This window comes from Archangium lansingense (genome assembly GCF_026626635.1).
Classification (GTDB): domain Bacteria; phylum Myxococcota; class Myxococcia; order Myxococcales; family Myxococcaceae; genus Archangium; species Archangium lansingense.
In genome coordinates, this window is record NZ_JAPNKA010000001.1 from 6,339,014 (window position 1) to 6,365,271 (window position 26,258).

Genomic DNA, 26,258 nt, shown 5'->3' on the forward strand with positions numbered 1-26,258 from the left:
TCCAGCGCGGACATGTACCTCAATCAGCTCTCCTGGGAGCTGGAGGGCCCGCTGGATGTCACCGCCGTGGCTCGCGCGTGGCAGGAGACGGTGGCCCGCCACGCCAGCCTGCGCACGGGCTTTCTCTGGGAGGGACTGGAGGAGCCGCTGCAGGTGGTGATGCGGGACGCGCAGCTTCCCATCCGATCGGAGGACTGGCGCGAGGTGCTGCCCTCGGAGTTCGAGGCACGCTTCGCCGCGTGGATCGCCGCGGATCGGCGCCAAGGCTTCGAGCTGGAGCGAGCCCCCCTGTTGCGGCTCGCCCTGCTGCGAGTTGGCGAGCGGGCCTGGAGATTGGTCCTCAGCTATTCGCACCTGGTGCTGGATGGCTGGTCGATGCCGCTGATGTTGCGCGAGGTGTTCGCCCGCTACGGGGCGCTGGTGCTCGGCGGCGCGAGGGACTGGCCCGAGGCGCCCGCGTATCGGGACTTCATTGCCTGGTTGCAGCGTCAGGAGCTGGGCGCCGCGAAGGAGTTCTGGCGCGAGTCGCTCGCGGGCTTCACATCTCCCACACAGGTGGGAGTGGATCGCGGTCCCATCTCGGGCGGGGTGCCCGTGCGCCGGGAGCGGCGGGTCCGTCTGACGCCCGAGCAGGCTGCCGCACTGCAGGAGCTCTCTCGCCAGCAGAAGGTCACCCTGAGCACGTGCCTCCTGGGGGCCTGGGCGCTGCTGCTGCGCCACCACGGTGGTGAGGATGACGTGGTGTTCGGCAACACCGTCTCCGGCCGTCCGGCGACGCTGCCTGGGGTGGAGGAGACCATCGGGATGTTCATCAACACGCTGCCGGTGCGCGCGCGTGTTGCCCGAGGCAAGCCCGTGGGGGAGTGGCTGAGGGAGCTGCAAAGCTGGCTGCTGGAGATGCGGCAGCATGACTACAGCCCGCTGGTGGAGGTGCGTCGTTGGAGCGAGGTGCCGATCGGGACGCCGCTCTTCGAGTCACTGGTGGTGGTGGAGAACCTGAGGGTGGACGGTGCGTTGGAGGGCGAGCTCGGGAAGGGAACCGGGTTGGAGATCCGCGACCTGCGCAGCTTCGAGCTCGACAGCTTCCCGCTGGTGCTGATCGCGGATCCCCACCAGGGGTTGGGGCTGCACCTCTTCCATGACGAGCGCCGCATCGACGGTGCGGACGCGCAGCGGCTGCTGGAGCACTTCCAGCGCCTGCTGGAGGTCATGGCGGAGTCGGCGGAGCGTCCGGTGGAGGCGCTGTCCCCGCTGAGCGACGAGGAGCGCCAGCGGGTGCTCCGCGAGTGGAACGCGACGGCGGTGGCGCGCGAGGGAAGAACCGGACTGGCGGCGCTGCTGGAGGCGCAGGTGGCACGCACGCCAGACGTGCCCGCGGTGGTGATGGGGCCGGTGTGGCTCACCTTCCGCGAGCTGGACGCGCGGGCGAACCAGGTGGCGCACCGGCTGCGGCGGATGGGCGTGGGCCCGGACGTGCGGGTGGGCCTGTGCTTGGAGCGCTCGCTGGAGCTGGTGGTGGGCTTGTGGGGCATCCTGAAGGCCGGCGGTGCGTACGTGCCGTTGGATCCGGGGTACCCGCCCGAGCGGCTGCGCTACATGCTGGAGGACTCGGGAGCCGGAGTGGTGGTGACCGCGGGTGAGGCCGCCGAGGGCCTGGTGGGACCCGGGCAGCGGTTGTTGCGGCTGGACGCGGAGGCGGAGTCGCTGCGTGGGGAGCCGGAGATGCCGGTGCCGGGAGGGGCGGGGCCGGAGCACCTGGCGTATGCCATCTACACCTCGGGCAGCACGGGCCGGCCGAAGGCGGTGATGGTGCGGCAGGGGGCGGTGGCCAACCTCGTCGAGGCGCTGCACAGCGCGGTGTACGCGGCGCTGGAGCCGGGGCAGCGGGTGAGCGTCAACGGCTCGGTGTCCTTCGATACATCGGTGAAGCAGCTCTTCCAGTTGCTGCGCGGGCACACGCTGGACATGACGCCGGAGCTCGTCCGCTTCGATGGCGAGGCGCTGCGCGGCTACCTGGAGCGCCAGCGGGTGGAGGTGCTCGACTGCGCGCCCTCGCAACTCCAGTTGCTGGTGGAGACGGGCTGGCTGGAGGAGGCCACGCGGCCGGTGATCGTGTTGGTGGGCGGCGAGGCCATCTCCGAGACGTTGTGGAGGCGCCTGGCGGCGTCGCGCGCGGTGCGTGCCTTCAACGTGTATGGCCCCACCGAGTGCACGGTGGACGCAACGGTGTGCCCCATCACGCTGGAGCATGGGCGCCCCGTGCTGGGAGGGCCCATCGAGAATGTGCGGCTGTACGTGCTGGACAGGATCGGACAGCCGGTGGGCGTGGGAGTCTCGGGCGAGCTGTACATCGGCGGAGCGGGACTGGCGCGCGGGTACCTTGGGCGTCCGGACGCGACGGCTGAGCGCTTCGTGCCGGATGCCTTCGGCGGAGAGCCGGGTGCGCGGCTGTACCGGACAGGAGACCGGGCCCGGTGGCTGGCGAACGGGACGGTGGAGTTCCTCGGGCGCGTGGACTTCCAGGTGAAGCTGCGAGGCCACCGCATCGAGCTGGGCGAGGTGGAAGCGGCCCTGCGCGAGCAGCCCTCGGTACGCGAGGCCGTAGCCGCGGTGCGTGAGTACGGACCAGGAGATCAGCGCCTGGTCGCCTACGTGGTCCCCACTTCCCCTCCCACTTTCCCTCCAACTTCCCCTCTCCCCCCGGGAGAGGGACGGGGTGAGGGTATAGCGTCCCCCGGGTTGAACCTCTCTGACCTGCGCGCCCGTCTGCGCCAGCGCCTGCCCGAGCCGATGGTGCCCGCGGTGATCGTCGAGCTACCCGCCTTCCCGCTCACCCCGAGTGGCAAGGTGGATCGCAAGGCGCTGCCGCTGCCGGGAACGACAGGAGGAAACAAGGGCTTCATCGCGCCGCGCACGGACACCGAGCAGCGACTGGCGGAACTCTGGTCCCGCACGCTGGGCGTGGAGCGCGTGGGCGTGACGGACTCCTTCTTCGAGCTGGGCGGGCACTCGCTGCTGGCCACGCAGCTCGTGTCGCGGGTGCGTGGAACCTTCGGAGTGGAGCTGCCCCTGCGCGCCGTCTTCGAGGAGCCCACGCTGGAGGGGCTCGCGCGGGCGGTGGAGCAGGCGCCGCGTCTGGCCACGGGGGCGGCGGCACCGCCACCGCTGGTGGCGCGTTCGAGAGGCGAGCCGTCGCTCAGCTTCGCGCAGCAACGGCTGTGGTTCCTGGAGCGGCTGCAGCCCGGTAGCGTGGCCTACAACATCCCCTATGCGGTGCGGCTGACGGGAGCGTTGGAGCTCCAGGCCTTGCAACGGGGTATCGAGGCGATCGTTGAGCGTCACCAGGTGCTGCGCACGACCTTCGGCGAGGAGGAGGGCTGGCCGGTGGCACGCATCGTGGAACGGATGCGGATGCCGCTCGAGCAGGTAGAGCTCTCTGGGTTGCCGGAGGCGGAGCGCGAGGCCGAGGTGCTCCGGCTCGCGATGCGGGATGCGCGGACGCCCTTCGTGCTGGCGGAGGGGCCTCTGTTGCGGACCACGCTGCTGCGCTTGGGCGAGTCCGAGCACGTGCTGCTGCTGACGATGCACCACATCATCACGGACGGCTGGTCCACGGGCATCTTCGTGAGGGAGCTGGCGGCGCTGTACAGGGCCTTCACACGAGGTGAGCCGGACCCACTGGCGCGGTTGCCGTTGCAGTACGCGGACTACGCGGCGTGGCAGCGCGAGTGGTTGAAGGGAGAGGTGCTGGACACGCAGCTTGCGTACTGGAGGCGGAAGCTGGCGGGTAGCCCGCCCGTGTTGACCTTGCCGCTCGACAAGCCGCGCCCCGAGGTACCGGAGTTCCGCGCGGGCACGCGTGCGTTCTCGCTGCCAGCGGAGCGGGTGGAGTCCTTGCGCGAGCTGGGGCGGCGGGAGGGGAGCAGCCTGTTCATGGTGCTGCTGGGCAGCTTCCAGGCGCTGCTGGCGCACTGGAGCGGGCAGGAAGACGTGGTGGTGGGCACGCCGGTGGCGGGGCGCACGCGGGCGGATGTGGAGGGGCTGATTGGCTTCTTCGTCAACACGCTGGTGCTGCGCACGCAGGTGGGCGGAGCGCCGACGTTCCGGGAGTTGCTGGCACGGGTGCGCGAGGGAGCGCTGGAGGCGTACGCGCACCAGGACGTGCCCTTCGAGAAGCTGGTGGAGGAGCTGAAGCCGGTGCGGGATCCGCGGTACACGCCGCTCTTCCAGGTGCTGTTCTCGCTGCAGAACGTGCCTCGGGCGCGGCTGGAGCTGCCGGGACTCACGCTCACGGGCCTCGATACGGATAAGGGAGGTTCGAAGTTCGATCTCTCGCTGTCGCTGGAGGAGTGGGAGGGAGGAGTGCGGGGCCTGTTCAGCTACAACGCCTGCCTCTTCGACGAAGGCACGGCGGCGCGGTGGATGATGGAGCTGGAGGCGTTGCTCGGCGCAGTGGCGATGGAGCCAGATCAGCCGCTTCCTCGCCTGCTGGGAGAGAGCACCGGGGCGCGTCCCGTGCCACCTCCGGCGCTGCTTCCTGCGCACCCGGCGCGGCTCGGGTACGTGGAGCCCGAGGGCCCGGTGGCGCTCGCCCTGGCCCGGATCTGGCGCGAGCTGCTTCGGGTGGAGCGGGTGGCCATGCACGACGACTTCTTCGACCTGGGCGGGCACTCGCTGCTGGCCACGCAGCTCGTATCGCGGGTGCGCAAGGAGCTCGGGGTGGAGGTGCCGCTGCGAGCACTCTTCGATGCGCCGACGCTCGGGGCCCTGGCCGCGCACATCACCGCGGTGGGTGGGGCGGTTGCCGCGGCGGTCACCCCCCTGGTCCGGGCGGTGGACACGGACGGGCCGCCGCCGCTCAGCTTCGCCCAGCAGCGGCTTTGGTTCGTGGAGCAGCTCCAGTCGGAGAGCACGGCGTACAACATTCCCTATGCGCTGCGGCTGGAGGGCCGGTTGGAGCGGGAGGCACTGGAGCGCGCGCTGGAGGAGGTGGTGCGCCGGCACGAGGTGCTCCAGGCCTCCTTCCAGAGCCGTGAGGGCGAGCCGGTGCTGCGCTTCTCCGGGCCCTCGCGGTTGCCGCTGACGCCGGTGGACCTGTCGGGGATGGACGCGGAGCAGCGGCGCGGGGCGGTGGAGTTTTTCGTCTCCGAGGAGTCGTCTCGGCCCTTCGAGCTGTCGCGGGGGCCGCTGCTGCGAGCGACGCTGCTGCGGCTGGGGGAGCAGGAGCACGTGCTGCTGCTGACGGTGCATCACATCGTCTTCGACGGCTGGTCTGCGGGCATTCTCTTCCGGGAGCTGGCGGCGCTGTACGACGCCTTCACGCGAGGGCAGCCGAGCCCGTTGCCGGAGTTGCCGCTGCGGTACGCGGACTACGCGAGGTGGCAGCGTGGGTGGCTGAAGGGCGAGGTGTTGGAGAAGCAGCTCGCGTACTGGAGGCAGCGGCTGGCGGACAGTCCTCCGGTGTTGGACCTGCCGCTGGACAAGCCGCGTCCGGCCCAGAGATCCCCGCGTGCGGGCCGGGTGCCGGTGGTGCTGGCGCGCGAGCCGAGCGAGGCGCTGGAGGCCCTGGCGCGCGAGGAGGGCAGCAGCCTGTTCATGGTGCTGCTGGCGGGCTACCAGGCACTGCTGGCGCGTTGGAGTGGCCAGGAGGACATCGTGGTGGGGTCGCCGGTGGCGGGGCGCACGCGGGCGGAGGTGGAGGGGCTGATTGGCCTGTTCGTCAACACGCTGGTGCTGCGCACGGATGTGAGCGGGGCGCCGACGTTCCGGGAGCTGTTGGGCCGGGTGCGCGAGGTGGCGCTGGGGGCGTACGCACACCAGGACGTGCCCTTCGAGAAGCTGGTGGAGGAGCTGAGGCCGGATCGGGAGTCCCGGCACTCGCCCCTCTTCCAGGTGCTGTTCGTCATGGAGAACCTCCCAGCGCGCGAAGTGGCGCTGCCGGAGCTGAAGCTGTCACCGGTGGAGCACGAGGGCGTGGAGGCGAAGCTCGATCTGACGTTGGGCTTCGCGCGGACGCCGGAGGGGCTGCGGGGCACTTTCTTGTACGACGCGGCGCTCTTCGAGCCGGAGACAATCGAGCGCCTGGCGAGGCACCTGGAGACGCTGCTGATGGCGGTGGCGCGGGCGCCGGACGTACGGGTGGGGGCGGTGGAGTTGCTGGTGGGGGAGGAGCGGGCCCGAGTGCTGAAGGAGTGGAGCCGGGGGCCGAGGGTGGAGGGGGCGGAGGAGGGACTGGGCCGGGTGCTGGATCGCCAGGCGGCGGTAACGCCGGAGGCGCTGGCGGTGGAGGGCAGCGGGCAGCGGCTGAGCTACCGGGAGCTGGAGGTGCGGGCGAGGAGTCTGGCGCACCGGCTGAGGAGAGAGGGAGTGGGGCCGGAGGTTCGCGTCGGCGTGTTGCTGGAGAAGAGCGTGGAGGCGGTGGTGGCCTTCTGGGGCATCCAGAAGGCGGGCGGCGTATACGTGCCGCTGGAGGCGGTGTTGCCCGCGGAGCGTCTGGAGTGGATGGCGCGGGACGCGAGCGTGCGCGCGGTGGTGACGCTGCGGGGCCTGGAGGCGCGGTGCCGGTTGCCCGAGGCCGTGTCCGTAGTGCGGCTGGAGGAACTGGAGGAGTCGGCGGGCGCGCTGGAGGCGGGAGTCCAGCCGGGCAATGCCTGCTACATCCTCTATACCTCCGGCAGCACGGGGCGGCCCAAGGGTGTGATGGTGACGCACGAGGGCGCGTGCGATCTGGTGAGCGGCAAGGTGCGGGCCTTTGGGGTGGGAGCGGAGAGTCGGGTGATGCAGCTCGCGTCGCTGGGCTTCGATGCCTCCATCTGGGAGTTCCTGCTGCCGGTGTCGGTGGGCGGGGCGTTGTACGTGCCGGCGGGCGGGAGGGTGCCGCTGGGAGAGGAGCTGCGGCGCGAGCTGGTGGAGGGGAAGGTGACGGTGGTGACGTTGCCGCCCTCGGTGCTGGCGCTGCTGCCGGACGAGGAGCTGGAGCACCTGCGGGTGGTGAAGTCCGTAGGCGAGGCGTGTCGGCCGGAGCTGGTGGATCGGTGGGCCCCGGGGCGGCGCTTCGTCAACGGGTATGGCCCCACGGAGGTGACGGTGTGCGCCACGTGGGAGGAGTGCGCGGTGGGCGGAGGCCGGCCGGGCATTGGCGGGCCGCTGGGCAACGTGCGCGCCTACGTGCTGGATGGGGGGATGAGGCCGGTGCCACCGGGCGTGGCGGGAGAGCTGTACGTGGGAGGCCCGGGACTGGCGCGGGGCTACGTGGGGAGGCCGGAGCTGACGGCGGAGCGCTTCGTTCCGGATGCCCTCGGTGGCGAGCCGGGAGCGCGGCTCTACCGCACGGGAGATCTGGTGAGGTGGAGGGCGGACGGGCGGCTGGACTTCCTGGGCCGCGTGGACGCGCAGGTGAAGGTGAACGGCGTCCGGATCGAGCCGGGAGAGGTGGAGGCGGCGCTGCGGGAGTTGGCCGGAGCGAAGCAGGCGCACGTGAAGGCGTGGAAGGGCCTCTCGGGCGAGTCGCGGCTCGTGGCGTATGTGGTGCCGGGAGAGGCCACGCCGCGCGAGGAGCGGGAAGTCCGCGCGCTGCTGCGCCAGCGGCTGGCGGAGGTCATGGTGCCCTCGGCCCTTGTCTGGCTGGAGGCCCTGCCCCTCACCTCCAGCGGGAAGGTGGATGGGCGAGCGCTGCCCGCTCCGGAGGAGGTCCGCTCGGAGGGTAGGCCTTGTGTCGCGCCGAGGAATGAGCTGGAGCGCACGCTGGTGCGCATCTGGGAGGAGTTGCTCGGGGTGGAGCCGGTGGGCGTGACGGACAGCTTCTTCGACCTGGGCGGGCACTCGCTGCTGGCCACGCAGCTCGTGTCGCAGGTGCGCAAGGAGCTCGGGGTGGAGGTGCCGCTGCAGGCCGTCTTCGATGCACCGATACTCGAGGCACTGGCCGCGCACATCACCTCGGTGGGTGGGGTGGCGGCAGTGGTGGCGCCTCCCCTGGTCCGGGCGGTGGACACGGACGGGCCGCCGCCGCTCAGCTTCGCCCAGCAGCGGCTGTGGTTCCTGGAGCAGCTCCAGCCGGGGAACACGGCGTACAACATCCCCGTCGCGTTGCGGCTGGAGGGCCCGCTCGACACGGTGGCGTTGGAGCGCGCGCTGGAGGAGGTGGTGCGCCGGCACGAGGTGCTCCAGGCCTTCTTCCAGAGCCGTGAGGGCGAGCCGGTGCTGTGCTTCTCCGGGCCCTTGAGGTTGCCGCTGGCGCCGGTGGACCTGTCGGCACTGGACGTCGGGACGCGGAACGAGACGGTGGAGCGGCTCGCCTCCGAGGAGTCGTCCCGGCCCTTCGAGCTGTCGCAGGGGCCGCTGTTGCGAGCGACGCTGTTGCGGCTGGGAGAGCGGGAGCACGTGCTGCTGCTGACGGTGCATCACATCGTCTTCGACGGCTGGTCTGCGGGCATTCTCTTCCGGGAGCTGGCGGCGCTGTACGACGCCTTCACGCGAGGGCAGCCGAGCCCGTTGCCGGAGCTGCCGCTGCGGTACACGGACCATGCGCGCTGGCAGCGGGAGTGGCTGAAGGGAGAGGTGCTGGAGGAGCAGCTCGCGTACTGGAGGCGGCGGCTCGCGGGCAGTCCGTCCTTGTTGCGGCTGCCCCTGGACATGCCGCGCGCCCCAGCCCGGACGCAGAGGGCGGGCCGGGTGCCGGTGGAGCTGTCGCTCGAGCTGAGCGAGGCGCTGGAGGCCTTGGCGCAACGCGAGGGATGCAGCCTGTTCATGGTGCTGCTGGCGGGCTTCCAGGCGGTGCTGGCGCGCTGGAGCGGGCAGGAGGACGTGGTGGTGGGGACGCCGGTGGCGGGGCGCACGCGGGCGGAGGTGGAGGGGCTGATCGGCCTGTTCGTCAACACGCTGGTGCTGCGCACGGATGTGAGCGGAGCGCCGACGTTCCGGGAGCTGCTGGGACGGGTGCGCGAGGTGGCGCTGGGGGCGTATGCGCACCAGGACGTGCCCTTCGAGAAGCTGGTGGAGGAGCTGAAGCCGGAGCGAGAGCTGCGGCACTCGCCCCTCTTCCAGGTGATGCTCGTGCTCCAGAACACGCCGGGCCACGAGGTCGCCCTGCGGGAGCTGAAGCTGTCACCGGTGGAGCGGGAGGGCCCGGCGGCGAAGCTCGAGCTGACGCTGGGCTTCGCGCGGATGCCGGAGGGGCTGCGGGGCGCGTTCTCCTACAACGCCTCGCTCTTCGAGCCGGAGACGATAGAGCGTCTGACGAGGCACCTGGAGACGCTGCTGACGGCGGTGGCGCGGGAGCCGGAGCGGCGGGTGACGGAGGTGGAGTTGCTGGTGGGGGAGGAGCGGTCCCGGGTGCTGGAGGAGTGGAGCCAGGGGCCGCGGGTGGAGGGGGCGGAGGAGGGACTGGGCCGGGTGCTGGAGCACCGGGCGAGGGTGACGCCAGAGGCACTGGCGGTGGAGGGCAGCGGGCAGAGGCTGAGCTACCGGGAGCTGGAGGCGAGGGCGAGGAGTCTGGCGCACCGGCTGAGGCGAGAGGGGGTGGGGCCGGAGGTTCGCGTCGGCGTGCTGCTGGAGAAGAGCGTGGAGGCGGTGGTGGCCTTCTGGGGCATCCAGAAGGCGGGCGGCGTATACGTGCCGCTGGAGGCGGTGCTGCCCGCGGAGCGTCTGGAGTGGATGGCGCGGGACGCGGGCGTGCGCGCGGTGGTGACGAGGCGCGGGTTGGAGGACAGGTGCCGACCGCCGGAAGGCACCTCGGTGGTGGTGTTGGAGGCGGTGGGCGAGGACGTGGGCCCGCTGGAGAGCGGCGTGCGGGCCAGCAACGCGGCCTATGTCCTCTATACCTCCGGCAGCACGGGGCGGCCCAAGGGCGTGGTGGTGACGCATGAGGGCGCGTGCGATCTCGTCCGGGGGAAGGCGGGGGCGTTCGGAGTGGAGGCGGAGAGCCGGGTGATGCAGTTCTCGTCGCTGGGCTTCGACGTGTCCCTGTGGGACTACCTGCTGGCGGTGGCGGTGGGCGGGACGCTGTACGTGCCCGCGGGAGGCAGGGTGCCGCTGGGGGAGGAGCTGAGGCGCGAGCTGGTGGAGGGGAAGGTGACGGTGCTGGCGCTACCGCCCTCGGTGCTGGCGCTGCTGCCGGACGAGGGGCTGGAGCACCTGCGGGTGGTGATGGTCGCGGGCGAGGCGTGCCCTCCGGAGCTGGTGGAGCGGTGGGGCAGGGGTCGTCGTTTCGTCAACGGGTATGGCCCCACGGAGGTGTCGGTGCTCGCCACGTGGGAGGAGTGCGTCCTGGGTGAGAGCCGTCCGCCGATTGGAAAGCCGCTGGCCAACACGCAGGCCTACGTGCTGGACGGGGCGATGAGGCCGGTGCCACCGGGCGTGGCGGGGGAGCTGTACCTGGGCGGGCCGGGGCTGGCGCGGGGCTACATGGGGAGGCCCGAGCTGACGGCGGAGCGCTTCGTGCCGAACCCCTTCGGTAGCGAGCCGGGAGCGCGGCTGTACCGCACGGGAGACGTGGTGAGGTGGAGGGCGGACGGGCGGCTGGACTTCCTGGGCCGCGTGGACGCGCAGGTGAAGGTGAACGGCGTCCGAGTGGAGCCGGGAGAGGTGGAGGCGGCGCTACGGGAGCTGGCCGGAGCGAAGCAGGCGCACGTGAGGGCCTGGAAGAGCCCCTCGGGCGAGACGCGGCTCGTGGCGTACCTGGTGCCGGGAGAGGCCACGCCGCGCGAGGAGCGAGAAGTCCGTGCGAGGCTGCGCCAGCGGTTGGCGGAGGCGATGGTGCCCTCGGCCTTCGTCTACCTGGAAGCGCTGCCCCTCACCTCCAGCGGGAAGGTGGATGGGCGAGCCCTGCCCGCGCCCGGGGAGTCGCGCCGGGAGGGCCGGACCACCCTGTCGCCGAGGGATGAGCTGGAGCGGGAGTTGGTGCAGGTCTGGGAGGAGGTGCTCGGAGTGCGGCCCGTGGGAGTGACGGACAGCTTCTTCGAGCTGGGTGGACAGTCTCTGCTGGCGGTGCGACTGGTGGCCCGGCTGCGGGAGCGGCTGGGACGCACCGTGCCGTTGGCGGCGCTCTTCGAGGGACCCACCGTCGAGGCGCTCGCGGCCCGGCTGCGCGCGGGCACTCCCGCCTCCGTTCAGGGCAACCGCGTCACGTTGCAGCCCGAGGGCAGGAACACGCCGACCTTCTGGGTGCACCCGGTGGGGGGCAACATCCTGTGCTACGCGGAGCTGGCGCGGCACCTGGGCACCGGACGTCCCTTCCATGCGCTACAGGCCACGGGGCTGGACGGGAGCGAGGCCCCGCTCACGCGCGTGGAGGACATGGCCCGCCGGTACGTGGAGCAGGTGCGTGCCGTGCAGCCCGAGGGGCCGTACCTCCTCGGAGGCTGGTCGCTGGGCGGGGCGGTGGCCTACGAGATGGCGAGGGAGCTGCGGCGCCAGGGGCAGGAGGTGGCCCTGTTGGTGTTGCTGGACAGCTTCGCCCCCGCCGGGCAGTCCACGCAGGAGCCAGACTCCACCACGCTGCTTGCGGGCTTCGCGGCGGATCTGGCTCGGAGCGCCGGACGAGAGCTGTCCCTCGCGCCCGAGTCCCTCGCGGGCCTGCCCCACGACGAGCAGCTCCGAGCCCTCTGGACGCAGGCGCGCGAGGCTGGGCTGTTGCCTCCCGGGATGGGCCTGGAGGAGCTGCGCGTGCTGCTAGAGGTGGCCCGGGCGAACCTGCGCGCCGTGGCCCAGTACAATCCCGAGCCCTACGAGGGGCGGGTGGTGCTGCTCCGGGCGCGGGACGCGCGGCGGGGCGTCGAGGTAGAGCCCACGCATGGCTGGGGGCGGCTCACCGCCTCTGGGATCTCGGTCGAGGAGGTCTCGGGTGACCACCACGGAGTCCTCCGGGCGCCGCACGTGCACGCGCTGGCGGAGCGGCTCGCTCGCTTGCTGGCGGAGGCGGAGCGAGCGGAGTCAGGGCGCGGGGAGCGTGGCACGGGTTGAGACCCGGGGCGGTGGTGAGGCACTGGGGGGTGGAGCGAAGGCGTCGACCACTCCCTGGGCCACCGCTGCGGCGAAGGCCTCCAGGGTGCGTTCCTCGCGCCAGCGCGCCACCTCCTCGAAGTCGAGCGCGTGGTGCGTCTCGATGATGATCGAGGGCATGGGTGGCGTGCGCAGCACGAAGATGCGCTGTCCGGGCAGGTGACGGCTCACGAAGGTCCCCGCCTGCTCGGAGTCGGGGGCATAGAGGCCCACGTAGTCCTCGCCGCCATAGGGCAGGAATCCCGCCTCGCCCATGCGCCGGGCCAGTGTCCGGGCGAGGGTGAGCCGCCGGGACAACAGGGGCTCGGCGGTGTCATCGGCGTAGAGCACGCTGTAGCCGGGGGCCGAGTCATTTCTCAGGCACCAATGCTCCTCCGGTGACCCCCGCCACCAGCTCGTCTCACCCCGCGAGTCCGAGTGGATGCTCACGAAGAGCTGTGCCCGCCAGCGCTCCGCCTCCTCGAGCCGAGTCTGGTACGTGGGCCGCTCCCCGGACTTCCGGCTCAGCTTCACCAGGAAGTGCCCCGTGGCCTCCAGCCGCTTCGCCAGATCCTGGGCCACCCGCAGCGTGTGAGCCTCCTCCGGCTCGCAGGTGACGGAGGTGTTTCCCTCGTTCCCGGGCGCGCCGTGTCCCGCGTCCAGGTAGAGGCGCTTCTTCCCGAAGCCTCGGGGGAACTCCACTTTCGCCACCGTGAGCGGGGCGCTCGCGGCGGGCCAGCGGGGTGGGGCCTCTGGCGCCGGGGCAGGGGTGGCGATCACGGCGGGGGCGGGGGTGGCCTCGGGCGGAGGGGGTGCGGCCCGGGCCTGCTCCTCGCAGCCGGCGGCGGACAGGGCCAGGCCCAGGAGCAGCGGCCACGCGGGTCTCTTCTGCATGTCTCCTCGGACCCCGGTCGGCCGCTCGGCGTTCCCACGTGAGCGAGGGGAAATGACAACGGGCAGGCCCCCGTGAGGGAACCTGCCCGTCATTCTACTTCAGCCCTGACTCAGGACCGCGCTAGGCGCGGACCTCGGGGGCCTGCTCCGTCTGGACAGGGACCGACTTCTCCCCGCCCTCCGGAGGAGCGATCGGCGTCTTGAACGGAGAGGTCTCGAGCGCAGCCTGGAGCACCTCGTCCATGCGGGTGGCGAAGATGAACTCGATCTCGTTCCTCGCCTGCTCCGGCACGTCCTGCAGGTCCTTGCGGCAGCGCTCCGGGAGGATGACGCGCTTGATGCCCGCGCGGTGAGCCGCGAGCACCTTCTCCTTGATGCCGCCCACCGGCAGCACCAGGCCACGCAGTGTGGCCTCGCCCGTCATCGCCGTATCGCCACGCACCCGGATGCCCGTCAGCAGGCTGGTGAGCGCGGTGAGGATCGTCACGCCCGCGGAAGGACCATCCTTGGGGATGGAGCCCGCCGGGAAGTGCAGGTGCAGGTCCGTCTTCTCGAGGAAGTTCGGGTTGATGCCCAGCACCTCCGCCTTGCTGCGCAGGTAGCTCAGCGCTGCCGTGGCGCTCTCCTTCATCACGTCGCCGAGCTGGCCGGTGAGCGTCATGCCGCCCTTGCCCGCCATCTTGGTCGCCTCGATGAAGAGGAGGTCACCACCAGCCGCCGTCCAGGCCAGACCCGTGGACACACCCGGCACCTCGGTGCGCTCGGCGACCTCGGAGTAGAACATCTCGGGCCCCAGGATCTCCTTCACCCGGTTGTTGTCCACGTTTTGCTTGTCCGTCTTCCCGCCGGCCACCTCCACCGCCACCGCGCGGCAGATGTCCGCGATGCGCCGCTCGAGGTTACGCACACCGGCCTCGCGCGTGTACGCGGTGGTCAGCGTGAGCAGCGCCTCGTCGGTGATCGTGAGGTGATCCGTGCTCAACCCGTGCTCCTTGAGCTGCTTGGGCACCAGGTGGATGCGCGCGATGCTCTGCTTCTCCTCGAAGGTGTAGCCCGACAGCTCGATGATCTCCATGCGGTCACGGAGCGGGCCAGGGATCGGATCCAGCTGGTTCGCCGTGGCGATGAAGAGCACCTTGGACAGGTCGAACGCCACGTCCAGGTAGTGGTCGCTGAACGAGTTGTTCTGCTCCGGGTCCAGCACCTCGAGAAGGGCCGCGCTCGGGTCGCCGCGGAAGTCCGCTCCGAGCTTGTCGATCTCATCCAGCATCATCACCGGGTTCTTCGTCCCGGCCTTCTTCATACTCTGGATGAACCGGCCCGGCAGCGCGCCGACGTAGGTACGCCGGTGGCCACGGATCTCCGCCTCGTCACGCACACCACCGAGCGACAGGCGCACGAACTTGCGGCCCACCGCCCTGGCGATGCTCTGACCCAGCGACGTCTTACCGACACCCGGCGGCCCCACCAGGCACAGGATGGGCCCACGCATGTCGTTCTTGAGCTTGCGCACCGCCAGGTACTCCAGGATGCGCTTCTTCACCTTCTTGATGCCGAAGTGGTCCTTGTCGAGCGTCTGCCGCGCGTTCTCGATGTCGAGGTTGTCCTCGCTGAGCTTGGCCCAGGGCAGGTCCGCGATCCAATCGAGGTAGGTACGGGCGACGGTGTACTCGCTGGAGGCCGCCGGAATCGTCTTCAGGCGGTTGAGCTCCTTGTTGGCCACCTTCTCGACCTCGGGCGGCAGGCCGGCCTTCTTCAGGCGCTCCTGCAGCTCGTCGAGCTCCTCCTCCTCCTCGCCCATCTCGCCGAGCTCTTCCTTGATCGCCTTGAGCTGCTGGCGCAGGTAGTACTCGCGCTGGGTCTTCGACATCTCGCCCTTCACGGCGGAGTCGATCTTGTTGGAGAGCTTGAGGATCTCGCGCTTGCGGTTGAGCAGCTCGAGCACGAGCTTCATCCGGGCCTTGAGGTCCACGGTCTCGAGGACGGCCTGCTTCTCCTCGATGGGGACGTCCACGTTGGCGGCGATGAGGTCCGCCAGGTGGCCCGGGTGGGTGATGGACTCGACCAGCTCGGTGGCCGCGGCCGGCAGCTCGGGCATCAGCTCGATGACCTCGCGCGCCAGCTTCTTGAGGTTGATGCCCAGGGCCTCCACCTCGACGTTCTCCGCCGAGGTCTTGTCCTCCACGGCCTCCACGCGGGCCTTGAGGTAGGGGGCCTCCTGCACCAGATCCATGACGCGGAAGCGCGCCAGACCCTGGACGACGAGCGAGTAGTTGTCCTCGCCCATCTTGAGGAGCTTCACGATGCGGGCAACGGTGCCCATGGTGTAGAGGTCGGACGCACCCGGGTCCTCCTCCTCGGCGCGGCGCTGGGTAACGACGCCGATCACCTGGTCGTCACGGACCGCATCCTTGATGAGGGCGATCGTCTTCTGCCGCCCCACCGCGAGCGGGAGCACGCCGCCCGGAAAGAACACTGAATTGCGCAGGGGGAGGATCGGCAGGACCTGAGGAATGTCCTCCTTGTTGATCATCCCCGGGGGCGCCATCGCGGCCGGCATGGCAGCGGCGCCGGAACCCTTCTTCTTGTCTTCGGACATGTAGTCGATGCCTCGGTTTCCAGCCCGGCCGGACAGCTTCCGAGCCGGTAGAACTACTCAGTTGTCGATCTTCTGTGAGAGTTGACCCAACGTAGCAACCAAAACGCACATGGCAAACGCGACCTGTGTTTTTCCTGTAGGCAGTCGGGTGCCGGACGGTTGCTCGCACATCCCCCGGAGGTGGGGCATGTTAAGCGGCCCCCCCCCTTTGTTGCGGCGCGGCGAGTGCTACATCCGGCCGCGTTCCAGGAGACCCCCCTATGCATCCCATCCGCTCGAGCGCGCTGCTGGCCGTCGCCCTGTGGGGCGTGGCGTGTACCTCTCCGGTGGAGGAGCCGGGCTCTACGCTGCCCGGCCAGTGTCAGGTGGACGCCCCGCTGATCTCGGCACAGAAGACGGATCTGCTCTTCGTCATCGACAACTCGGGGTCGATGGCCGAGGAGCAGCAGGCCATCGCGACGGAGCTTCCCGCGTTCCTGGACGAGCTACAGAGAGGTAACGACGTGGAGCAGGACTTCCGCGTGGGGGTCATCACGACGTCGGTGTACCTGAACGCCTTCTATGATAACCGCGAGCAGTTCACGGAATTTCCCGATCAGGCGGGGCGGCTGCAGCCGATCCCGGACGAGCTGGGCCGGCCCACGGCCGAGCGCTACCTGGACGAGGGAGATCCGGATCTGCTGGCCAAGTTCCGTCGCCTGGTGAAGGTGGGGACGAGCGGCAGTGGCCAGGAGACGCCCTTCGAGGCGGTGAGGCTGGCGGTGACGCCGCCGCTGTCCACGAGGCCGGTGGGGGAGGGGGGGAACGGGGGCTTCCTGCGGGATGGGGCGCGGCTGTTGGTGGTGGTGGTCTCGGACGAGGAAGATTGCAGCACCACAGAGAGGCCGCCGAGGGTGTTGCTGACGGAGGACACCAGTGTGGACCTGTGCAGCGAGCAGGCGGATCGGCTGACGCCGGTGCAGGAGTACGTGCGGCTCTTCCGGAACCTGGATGACGGGAGGGGGTCTGCGCGCGAGGTGCTTTGGGCGACGATTGGCCCGGTGGCGCTGGGGGACAAGAGGGCCGAAGCGGTGCAGGACCGGACGCCGCAGGGAACGGTGGTGCGCAACGTGGATTGCCCGACCTCGTATGGACCGGGATTCCGGCAGCGGGAGATGGCGGAGCGGTTCGATTCGGGGCTGAAGAACCTGGACTCCGTCTGCCGAGCGAGCTTCCGAGAGACGCTGGTGTCCATCGCGACACTGGCGAGGACGTCCCAGAGCATCGAGGTGGTGAACCTGCCGGATGCGAGGTTGGCGCAGGTGCTGGTGACGCGGGAGGACGGCACGGTGCAGACGTGCAGCGTGGCGGGGCGCGATCTGACGTACGAGCCGGCGGCGGAGGGGAGGGCGGCGCGCCTGTACTTCCAGTCCTCGTGCGAGAGGAGGCCGACGGACAAGAAGCTGGAAGTGAAGCTGCTCTGCGCCAACTGACCAACCCCCCTGGCCCAACCACCCCTCTCCCCCCGGGAGAGGGACGGGGTGAGGGTATCTAGACCCCAGGTTGAGCCCGTGCATGCCCCCTCTCCCTCTGGGAGAGGGCTGGGGTGAGGGTATGTGTGCCACCCCCTGCGTAACCCCCCGGAAACAGTAAAAAAGAAGCCGTCCGGTTGATCACCAGGCGACATTTCCTGGCGCATGTCAGAGCGCCCGGCATACTGAACCTCGTTTCAGGTCTGGTGGGGGACGAGGGACGTGATGAGTGCGACGGCCGAGAAGGTGTCGGTGACGGTGGAGGCGCTGAGGGAGCAGATCCGCCGGTTGCAAGCGGCGCCGAGGAAGTACCTGGCGGCGCTGCGGACGGGGGTGGAGGCCTTCGACGAGCTGCTGCCTGGGGGAGGGCTGCCATTGGGGCAGGTGGTGGAGCTGTGGGGTGAGGCGGCCTCGGGGAGGACGAGCCTGGCGCTGAGGGCGGTGGCGTCGGCGCACCGGGAAGGGCGGCTGTGCGCGTACGTGGATGGACCTGGGGAGCTCTACCCGCCAGCGGCGGTAGCGGCGGGGGTGGATCCCACCCGGCTGCTGATCGTGCGTCCGAAGACGGCGGAGCAGCTGGCGTGGTCGGCGGTGCAGCTGGTGAGGAGCGGAGCCTTTGCGTGCGTGGTGTTGGATCTGACGCGGGGCCCGAAGGGTGGGGGTGCGGTGCGTCTGTCCCCGGCGGAGGGCAAGCGGCTGATGGATGCGGCGGGGCGAGGGGGGAGCCTGCTGCTGCTGCTGACGGCGCCGGAGGCCCCGGGGGACGGGATGATGCGGCTGCGCACCGAGGCACAAGATGACGAGGGCCTGTCGGTGGAGGTGGTGCGAAGCCGGCAGGGAGGAATCGGCTCGCGGGCGATGGTGCCGTGGCGGGCGCTCTATCCGGAGCTGGCGGGAGGCGAGTCCCCATGGGGGGCGGAGCTGCCGCCGGCGGAGGACGTGACGGTGCCGGAGCTGCCGCGGGAGGAACGAGCCCCGAGCGAGGGCCACCGGGGAATCATGTGGCAGCGCCCGGGCCGGGACGGACCGATGCCGTCGCTGCGCGCGAGCCTGGATGCGGGCACGGCCCTGCACTGAGGCGAGGGGAGGGGAACGGACATGCGGCTGGGGTATCTGCACTTCTCGCGCTTCCCGGTGCAGCGCAAGGTCATCGAGCTGCCGGAGCTGGCGGGCAGACCGTTCGTGCTGGTGGAGGAGGTACGAGGCCAGCAGCGGGTGGCATGTGCATCCACGAGCGCGCTGAAGGCGGGCGTGCGGCAAGGGATGACGCTCACGGCGGCGACGGCGCTGGAGCCATCGCTGAAACACTTTCCCTACCGGCCGGAGGAGGAGCGGAGGGCGCTGGTGGGCATTGGCGAGATGCTGATGTCGCTGGCGCCGGGCTTCCAGCTGTCGGAGCCGGACGGGCTGTGGTTCGACGCGGGGGCGGCGCACCTGGTGAAGGGGGAGGAGGGGCTGTGCGCGAAGGTGCTGGCGCTGTGCTCGGAGCTGGGCTGGAGGGGCCGGGTGGTAGTGGCCTCGGAGAAGTTCACCGCGAGGGCGCTGGCGCGGCATGGGGCGCCGCGGATGAACGTTGTGCCGGAAGGAGAGGGCGCGCAGGCGCTGGCGCCGCTGCCGCTGAGTGCCCTGGAGGGCCCGGAGCAGACGGCGTTCGCGGCGCTCGGGCTGACGACACTGGGCGAGGTGGCAGGGCTGCCGGTGGGGGCGGTGACGGCGCGAGGCGGCGCGGCGGGCATGCGGGCGCACACGCGTTGTCGGGGAGGGGATGAGACCCCGTTCATCGCGGAGGTACTGGAAGAGGTACTGGAGGAGCGGCTGACGCTGGAGTGGCCGGCCGAGTCGCTGGAGCCGCTGCAGTTCGCACTGAAGACGGTGCTGGACCGGCTGTGCGGACGGCTGAGCGGCCGGAAGCGCGCGGCGGTGCGGATGAACCTGACGTTGAAGCTGGACCCATCGGGGCAGGCGGTGGTGCCGCTGACGCTGGCGAGGCCGACGGCGCAGGCGAAGATGCTGTTGGAACTGACACGGCACCGGCTGTCGGACGTGCGGCTCGAGGGGCCGGTGGCGGGGCTGCTCCTCCGGGTGGAGGAGGACTGCGAGGACCGGGGCCAGCAACTGGCGCTGGGGGACGCCCCCGAGGGAGACGCGGCGCTGGAGGTGGTGCTCTCGCGGCTGGCGACGGCGCTGGGAGAGGATTCGCTCTTCATGGCGGCGCTGGAGGACACGCATCGGCCCGAGGACGCATATGCGACGCGGACCTTCCGGCCACCGCCGATGCGGCGCGGACTGGAGGGGGAACTGCTCCAGTCAGTGGAGGCGGCGGAACCGGTGCCCGAAGTGATGAGGGAGAGGCCCTCGCGGATGCTGGGGAATCCGACCACGATCGACGTGGAAATGACGGCCTCAGGGGAACTGCTGGCGGCGAGGCTGGGTGGGCGGAGGCGCCGGGTGATGGCGCTGGTGGGCCCGGAGCGGCTGAGTGGGGACTGGTGGGACGCGAGGCCGTACAGCCGCGACTACTACCGGGTGCACTTCGAGGGACTGGGACCAGCGTGGGTGTTCCGTGACGCGAGGGACGGGCGCTTCTACCTCCAGGGCCTGTTCGATTAGCTACTTGCCGTGGATGGCGCGCTGTGTCCGTTCCATGCTGCTCTGGTCCACGCGAATCAATCCACTTCGCGGCGAATCCAGGTCCAGCACCAATGTTAGCGCGCAACTGATGACCATCGGAAGAATCACCAGCATCATCGCCGCTCGCGAAGGCATTGCCAGTCCCACGATGAACGTGGCCGCGAGCGAGAAGAAGATCAGCATCGCCCACGCCGCATGGGGAATGTGGTTCTCCAGCGCCGCCGTGCGCTTCTCGCTCACGTCGATCGTCTCGTTCAGCGTGGTGATGTAGTTCGCCATCAGCGCGTCGCGCCGCGCATCCGCTGCTTCGGATGCGGTCTGCCACAACTGTTGCTGCAACTCTCCGGCCTTCCGCAGCGCCTCTTCGTACGCGGTCTGGTCCGTCCCAGCAGAGAAGAACCGCACGCGCGCGTCCACATAATTCGGGAGCAGTGCGCGCGTCTGCGACCGTTGCGGCTCTGGCAGAAGCGATGTTCGCAGCCAGGTGGTGCCGATGGAATTGGCTTCTTCCACCTCCAGTTGATGTCGTGTGTCGTACCGCGACAACGCCATCGAGAAGGTGAAGCCGAGCAGCAGCGCCAGCATGCCCAGCACGGATGTCTCCAGCGAACTGAAATGCTCCTTGTGCTCCTGTGGAATCAGGCCGGGCTTTCGTTCACGCAGGAACGCTCCAGCCCATCCCGATGCGAGCAGAAGCACGAAGCACAGCGGAAGAAACAAGGCAGGTCTGTTCATGAGCCCCCCTCCGCGGTCAGTGTAGCCTCGGTTACGGGCCCGGAGTCTTCAGCCGCTTCAGCTTCTTCTCCAATTTGGGCGATACCAACACTTGGTTGTCCGCCGTCACCACCACGGCGGAGGCGCCGTGCTTCTCCGCGAGCGCCAGTCCCTCCTGGCCTCCGAGGATGAACACGGATTTCGTCAGCACCTCCGCGTCCACCGCGCTCGGAGCGAGCACCGTCGCCGAGCGCGAGGCCGTTGCCGGGTAGCACGTCCGCGGATCGATGATGTGGTGGTAGCGCTTGCCCTCCAGCACGAAGAAGTTCTCGTAGTCCCCGCTGGTCGAGAACGCCGCGTCGGAGACCTCGAGCACCGCGAAGACGTTGTCCGGCTCGCCGCGCGGATCCCGGATCCCCACCTTCCACGGCCGGTCCGCCTTCTTCCCCGCCGCGTAGAAGTCACCCCCGGCCTGCACGAAGAAGTCCTTGAACCCCTGTCCCCGCAGCTTCTTCACCGCCTCGTCCACGCCCCATCCCTTCGCCAGCCCGCCCAGCCCCAGTTGCATTCCCGCGCGCTTCAGCCGCACCTCGCACCCAGGCTTCCCACCGTTCGCCGCCGGCGCGAACTCCAGGTCCTTGTACGAGATGAGCGCGCACCGATCCTTCAGCTCGGCCGCGTCCGGCAGGGCAGGGGATAGGTCCGTCCCGAAGCGCCACATCCCCCGCAGCGCCGCCCACGTCGGATCGAACAACCCTCCCGTCTGCTCCGCTCCATGCACCCCTCGCCGCAGTGCCGCGCACAGGTCCTCGGGAACCGGCACCCACTCTCCGTCTCCCGCCTTGCGGTTCACCGCCGAGAGCTCACTGTCCGGGCGCCACTCGTTCATCACCTGATTGACGCGCTCGAAGGCACCGAAGGCCGCGTCGAAGCCCTCGCGCGCTTTCTCCGGAGTGCCTCCCACCAGGGTCACCGTTACCGTCGTCCCCATCATCGGACGCGTCTCGGTGCGGACTCGCGGAACGGGTGCGGCGGCCAGGACCATCACCAGCAGGGCACTCAGCATCATGACCCTCCTCCTGTCGGTACCCTCCAATTGACCTCATATCTGGGGCGTAGTACGCCATCCATTCCTGGTTTTGATAATCAATCGCAAAATCATCTCCTCCGCTTTCGGCGCGACTGGGGAGACGGGGCAGGGGACGATGACGTCCCGAGCCTTCGCGGGCGCCCTCGCCTTGCTGGTGGGGGCAGGAGTCACGGCGCGCGTGCTCGCGCTGCCCCGGCTCTTGCCAGACCTGGACGCGGTGAACTTCGCGCGCTCGCTCAGCCGCTTCGACCTCGCCGCGCAGGCCCCGCACTTCCCGGGCTACCCGGTGTACGTGGCCATGGCCCGGCTGGCCTCGGCCGCCGGGGCCTCCGAGGTGTTGGCGCTGGTCCTGCCCGGACTCGTCCTCGGAGCGGTGGCCATCGGGGCGCTGGGCCTCGTGCTGCGGCCGTATCTCGGGGCGGCCGGGGCGCTGGTGGCCTCGGCCCTGCTGGCGCTGCTGCCCCTGCCCGTGCTCTTCGGCGCCACTCCGGGCTCGGATGGGACGGGCCTCGCGCTCCTGGTGCTCGCCGCCTGTGCCGCGCTGATGACGCGCGACTCCGCGCCTCGCGTGGCGGTGCTGGCGGGCGTGTTGGCGGGCGTGGCACTCGGGGCACGGCCCTCGTTCCTCCCGGCGCTGCTCGGACTGGCCCTGGTGGTTCCTCGTGGCTGGTGGCTGGCGGCGCTCGCAGGCAGCGGAGCCGGTGTGGTCGCGTGGCTCGTCCCCCTGGTGGCCCTCACGGGCCCGGCTCAACTGCTGCGCATCGGCTCGGGTTTCCTGCTCGGTCACGCGGGCTCATGGGGCGGCACCGTGGCCGTGCGCCCGGAGCTTGGCTGGCGGTTGGAGCACTTCGGGTTCGACATCTTGGCCGCGGGCTTCGGGCTGCCCTGGCCCGGCGTGGGCGGTGACTCCGTAGCCGTGCTGGTCGCGCGTCTCCTCCTGTCGCTGTGCCTGACCGGGGCGCTGGTGGCACTCGTCTACGCAGCGCTCCGTGAGTCGCTGTCCGCTGCCGAGCGCCGGGTGGCCCTGCTGGCCCTGTCCTTTGGCGTCCCCTACGCCGCGTGGATGTTTCTCGGGCAGAACCTGCTCAAGGCGCGCCATGCTCTGCCCGTGGTGCTCGCGTTGGCGCTCCTGGTCGCGGTGGGCGTGGCGGTGCTCGCTCGCGCCTGGTCGTCCCGAGTGTCCCTCCCCATGGCCGGGGCCTTGGCCGTGAGTACGGCGGCCGTCATGTTGCCGGTGGCGCTTGAGCAGGGCCGCGAGCCCTCGCCCGCGGCACGTCTGGTGGCGCACGTGTCCTCCACGCTGGCCCCCTCCGGCACGCTGCTCTTCACCGGCGAGGAAGCTCGGCTCTTCGAGTACTACGTGCCTCACTTCCGCGCCGGCCGTCCCGCCACGGGCGAGCAGCTCCGCCGAGAGGTGGAGCGGGTGTCCGCCGCCGGGGCTGACGTCTACGTCACCTCCACCGCTCCGGGGGCCGAGGCGCTCGCGCCTCACCTGGAGCCCGTGTCGCGCTTCACGTGCGGCCGGCGTGTGCGCTCGCACGCTCACGACATCGTTCTCTTCCACTACCGGCCCGCGCCGCCGGCTCCTCCCCAGAAGGTCCTCTGATGCGCGCCCGTTTGCTTCTCGCCTTCGCGCTCTGCGTCGCTGCCTGCAAGGGCCCGCCCGCGGACTTCCAGCCCGTCCAGGACTCGGCGAAGGGCACGCCTCGTGCCTCCGTGTCCCTCAACCGAATCATCGCCGGCCGCTACCGCGCCATCTCGCCCTCGTGCATCGGACAGCAGTACACGCTGAACGTGGCGCCAGGAACGGCGGAGTTCCCCCGGGCGGGCGGGCTGTTCATGCGCCCGGAGCAGATCGTCGAGTTCCGCAACTACCAGCCTGATGTGGCCACCAACGTCACCTCGCTGTCGTCGCCCTCGCCGCTCTTCAGCCCAAACCTGGTGCGCCCCTACAACGTGGCGGCCGAGTCCGGGGAGACGTACTCCTACTGGCGCTACGCCTTTCCTCGGCCGGGCGTGTACGAGTACTTCGACACCAACATGGGGAGTCCGGGCCGGCAGGTGGTGGACTCGTACTACGGCACGGTCACATACGTGGGCGAGTCGAATGCGCCCAAGGCGGTGGTGTGCGTGGACCCGCCCAGCTGCCAGGCGACGCCAGAGTGTCTGGCCGGCACCGCCCCAGAGGGCACCGTGTGCTGTGCCTGCGTGAGCGTGTGTTGCCAGACGGATGCCGAGTGCACCACGGACAAGACGTGCCTGCGTGGCCGCTGCGTGGACATCGAGACGGGCGAGTGATTCGTATGACTTCGAGAGCCACCGTGGCGCGCCGCCATCACCTGTTCCTGCTGTCCCTGCTGCTCGCGCCCCTTACGGGCCTGGCGCAAGAAGAGGGCTCCACGCCCCCCCGGCCGGCGGAGGACGCGCCCCGGGTACCCGACGCAGAGAAACCGAAGCAGGACGAGGGTCCGCGCCTCGAGCTGGAAGGACTAGAGGATCCGGCCGGGACAGGCACAGCGGTTCCGATGCCTAACGCCGGGACACCCGAGTCGTCAGCAGAGGAGAGCTTCACCGAGCGACTCGAGCCCACCACCACGCTGGCGCAGCGGGCGGCGGCGATCCTCGATCGGACGACGCTGGGCGGCTATGCCGAGCACGACTTCATCTGGCCCGAGCAGGGCGTGTCCACGTTCCGCAACCACCGGTACGTACTCTTCGTCTACAGCCACATCTCCGAGCGCATCTCCACGGCGACGGAGATCGAGTTCGAGTTCGCGGGCACCCCGCTCAAGCGCGATGGCGTCCTGGGCGTAGGTGAAGTGCTGCTCGAGTTCTCGGTGGTGGACCTGATGCTGACGGACTGGGCCACCTTCCGGGCGGGAGTCATCCTGGTGCCGGTGGGTGCGTACAACCTGCGGCACGACGCTCCGGCGCAGGAACTGCCCGAGCGTCCCATCGCGTACACGACGATCGTCCCCACCACCTGGTTCGAGTCCGGCGCGGGCTTCCTGGGCAGCTTCGACCTGGGCCGTGACTGGCGGCTGTCCTACGAGGTGTACGCGGTCAACGGCCTGGACGCGAAGATCCTCGATGGCCAGGGCTTCCGGGCGGCGCGAGGCAGCCACCTGGAGGACAACAACGACGACAAGGCCATCACGGGCCGCGTGTCCATCTCGCCCTTCCTGGGGCTGGAGGCGGGCCTGTCCGGCTACACGGGGGCGTATGACCTCGAGGGCCGCCGGGTGAACATGGTCAACGCCGATGTCTTCTGGCGGCTCGGCGCGTTGGACCTCACGGGCGAGGTGGTGCGCGCCTTCATCGATCCCGGCTACGTGCAGGGCTTCCCGAACAACTCGACGGCCAACACGCGCGATCGGGTTCCCACGGGGATGTTCGGCTTCTACGGGCAGGCCAACTACCGCTTCCGCATCGAGCCCTTCTTCCGGTTGCTGCCGGACGAGTGGAAGGAGGGCCACTTCACGGCGTCGCTCCGCTACGAGGAGAAGGACACCGACACGGAGTTCGTCACCGTGGGAGACGTGGCGCGGCTGACGCTCGGCCTGAACTTCCGGCCGCTGCCGCCCTACGTGCTCAAGACCAGCTACTTCTGGGAGAAGAGCGGTGGTGATGGCGTGAAGCCTCACGTGTGGTCGGGCGATTTCTGGGACGAAGGCCATTGGACGTTCCTGGCCAGCGTGGCCTACCTCTTCTGAGAGCCGGAGAACCGATGCGTGCCCTGCTGCTCATCATCCCTGTGTTGCTTGCCGCTTGCGGCGGGAAGGCTGTGCGTCCGGAGGGGGCGCCGTCGCGAGTGGTGGTGGTGGGCGCGTCGGTGGTGGAGAGGCCCGCGCCGCGAGGGCTCGTCGGAAACGTGTTCGGTGGAGAGGAGCCGCGCGACGTGGTGGCCCGGGAAGGCGCGGAGGCCCTGCGCTCCCGAGGCTACAAGGTGTTGGGCGTGGAGCTGACGGGAGGGCCCGCGCCCACGGTGGAGCAGTCCGCGGCGTTGGCGCGTCAGTACCAGGCGGACGCCGCGGTGGTGTTGGTGCTGACCCGGTTGGACCTGTCAGTGGTGCAGTCGCTGGGGCAGGCCGAGGTCGAGCTGGAGTCGATGATGGTGGGCCCGGATGGTCGGGTCCTATCGAGTGACGATCGCCGGAGCAACACCACTGCGCGGGGTCTCTATCGCGCCCAGACGGATTGGCGCTCGCATGTCAGGCAGGCCGTCATCCAGGCGGTTCGGGAGTTGCCATGAGCGTGGTAAGGGGAATGGCCGTGAAGCACTTCGTGCTGGCGCTGGTGGTGGGGTTGTGGCTCGGGGTGTCGCTGCCCGCGCGGGCGGCGGGCACGTTCTTCACGACGCCGCAGGTCCTCAAGGAGTTCTTCCCCAAGAGCGAGCGGGTCTCCTACCGCAAGGTGAAGCTCGGCCCTGCTGAGCTGGCCGCGGTCCAGGGGCGGCTCGGGTACAAGCCAGCGAAGCCCGAGTACGTCATCTTCGTGGCCACCACGGGGGATCACGTGGACGGCTACGCCATCATCGACGAGGAGCTCGGGCAGCATGAGCAGATCACCTTCGCGGTGAAGCTGTCGCCCCAGGGCGTGGTCGAGCGTCACGAGGTGATGGTGTACCGGGAGTCCTACGGCCAGGAGATCACCGACGCGCGCTTCCGCCGCCAGTTCCAGGGGAAGACGGTGAAGGATGCGGTGCGGGCGGGGGTGGACATCGACGTGGTGACGGGAGCGACCATTTCGTCCAGGTCGATGTCCCTGGGGGTGCGCCGCGCGCTGGTGCTGCTGGACGAGCTCATTCTCAAGCCCGAACTGGGTGCGCCCAAGGGGTAGACTT

General features: G+C 70.1%; 13 protein-coding genes (1 of these 13 cut by a window edge). 9 read left to right on the forward strand and 4 right to left on the reverse strand.

What is annotated here, in order from left to right; all coding sequences use genetic code 11:
- Window positions 1-11,958: the 3' portion of a non-ribosomal peptide synthetase gene (locus tag OV287_RS25780; protein WP_267536694.1), read on the forward strand. The gene continues 8,031 nt to the left of window position 1, outside the view; the window shows 11,958 of its 19,989 coding nt (coding positions 8,032-19,989); the start codon falls outside the window, past its left edge; the stop codon is at window positions 11,956-11,958.
- On the opposite strand, the gene OV287_RS25785 is transcribed toward OV287_RS25780, so the two are convergent.
- Complete coding sequence (locus OV287_RS25785; protein WP_267536695.1) at window positions 11,929-12,870, reverse strand: N-acetylmuramoyl-L-alanine amidase family protein; 942 nt, start codon at window positions 12,868-12,870, stop codon at window positions 11,929-11,931. The two genes, OV287_RS25780 and OV287_RS25785, sit on opposite strands and share 30 nt — an antisense overlap.
- A 121-nt stretch (window positions 12,871-12,991) precedes the next feature.
- Window positions 12,992-15,469, reverse strand: a complete 2,478-nt coding sequence (gene lon, locus OV287_RS25790) for an endopeptidase La (protein ID WP_267536696.1) — start codon at window positions 15,467-15,469, stop codon at window positions 12,992-12,994.
- A gap of 260 nt (window positions 15,470-15,729) precedes the next feature.
- Between lon and OV287_RS25795 the strand changes: the two genes are divergently transcribed.
- From OV287_RS25795 to OV287_RS25805, 3 genes are all read left to right on the forward strand, one after another.
- Window positions 15,730-16,941, forward strand: coding sequence for a vWA domain-containing protein (locus tag OV287_RS25795; protein WP_267536697.1), 1,212 nt, complete (start codon window positions 15,730-15,732; stop codon window positions 16,939-16,941).
- A gap of 264 nt (window positions 16,942-17,205) precedes the next feature.
- Window positions 17,206-18,057: an ImuA family protein gene (locus OV287_RS25800; protein WP_267536698.1), complete on the forward strand. Its 852-nt coding sequence runs from the start codon at window positions 17,206-17,208 to the stop codon at window positions 18,055-18,057.
- 21 nt (window positions 18,058-18,078) lie between these two features.
- Window positions 18,079-19,590 (forward strand): Y-family DNA polymerase, encoded by a 1,512-nt coding sequence (locus tag OV287_RS25805; RefSeq protein ID WP_267536699.1) that lies wholly within the window; start codon window positions 18,079-18,081, stop codon window positions 19,588-19,590.
- On the opposite strand, the gene OV287_RS25810 is transcribed toward OV287_RS25805, so the two are convergent.
- Together OV287_RS25810 and OV287_RS25815 are read right to left on the reverse strand one after the other, a co-directional pair.
- The gene (locus OV287_RS25810) at window positions 19,591-20,346 is read right to left on the reverse strand and encodes a bestrophin-like domain (RefSeq protein ID WP_267536700.1); all 756 of its coding nucleotides are present in this window, start codon (window positions 20,344-20,346) and stop codon (window positions 19,591-19,593) included.
- 31 nt (window positions 20,347-20,377) lie between these two features.
- Window positions 20,378-21,394 (reverse strand): FAD:protein FMN transferase, encoded by a 1,017-nt coding sequence (locus OV287_RS25815; protein WP_267536701.1) that lies wholly within the window; start codon window positions 21,392-21,394, stop codon window positions 20,378-20,380.
- A gap of 136 nt (window positions 21,395-21,530) precedes the next feature.
- On the opposite strand from OV287_RS25815, the gene OV287_RS25820 reads away from it, so the two are divergent.
- From OV287_RS25820 to OV287_RS25840, 5 genes are read left to right on the forward strand one after another with little or no spacing between them, the layout of a single operon-like run.
- Entirely contained in the window at window positions 21,531-23,021 is a 1,491-nt protein-coding gene (locus OV287_RS25820) for a hypothetical protein (RefSeq protein ID WP_267536702.1), read from the forward strand.
- Window positions 23,021-23,713, forward strand: a complete 693-nt coding sequence (locus tag OV287_RS25825; protein ID WP_267536703.1) for a hypothetical protein — start codon at window positions 23,021-23,023, stop codon at window positions 23,711-23,713. The genes OV287_RS25820 and OV287_RS25825 overlap by 1 nt, the downstream gene beginning before the upstream one ends.
- A gap of 5 nt (window positions 23,714-23,718) precedes the next feature.
- On the forward strand, window positions 23,719-25,128 hold the full coding sequence (locus OV287_RS25830; RefSeq protein ID WP_267536704.1) for a putative porin: 1,410 nt from the start codon (window positions 23,719-23,721) through the stop codon (window positions 25,126-25,128).
- A gap of 14 nt (window positions 25,129-25,142) precedes the next feature.
- Window positions 25,143-25,667: a hypothetical protein gene (locus OV287_RS25835; protein WP_267536705.1), complete on the forward strand. Its 525-nt coding sequence runs from the start codon at window positions 25,143-25,145 to the stop codon at window positions 25,665-25,667.
- Window positions 25,664-26,254 (forward strand): FMN-binding protein, encoded by a 591-nt coding sequence (locus OV287_RS25840; RefSeq protein WP_267536706.1) that lies wholly within the window; start codon window positions 25,664-25,666, stop codon window positions 26,252-26,254. Before OV287_RS25835 ends, OV287_RS25840 begins: the two co-directional genes overlap by 4 nt.
- The last annotated feature ends 4 nt before the right edge of the window (window positions 26,255-26,258 follow it).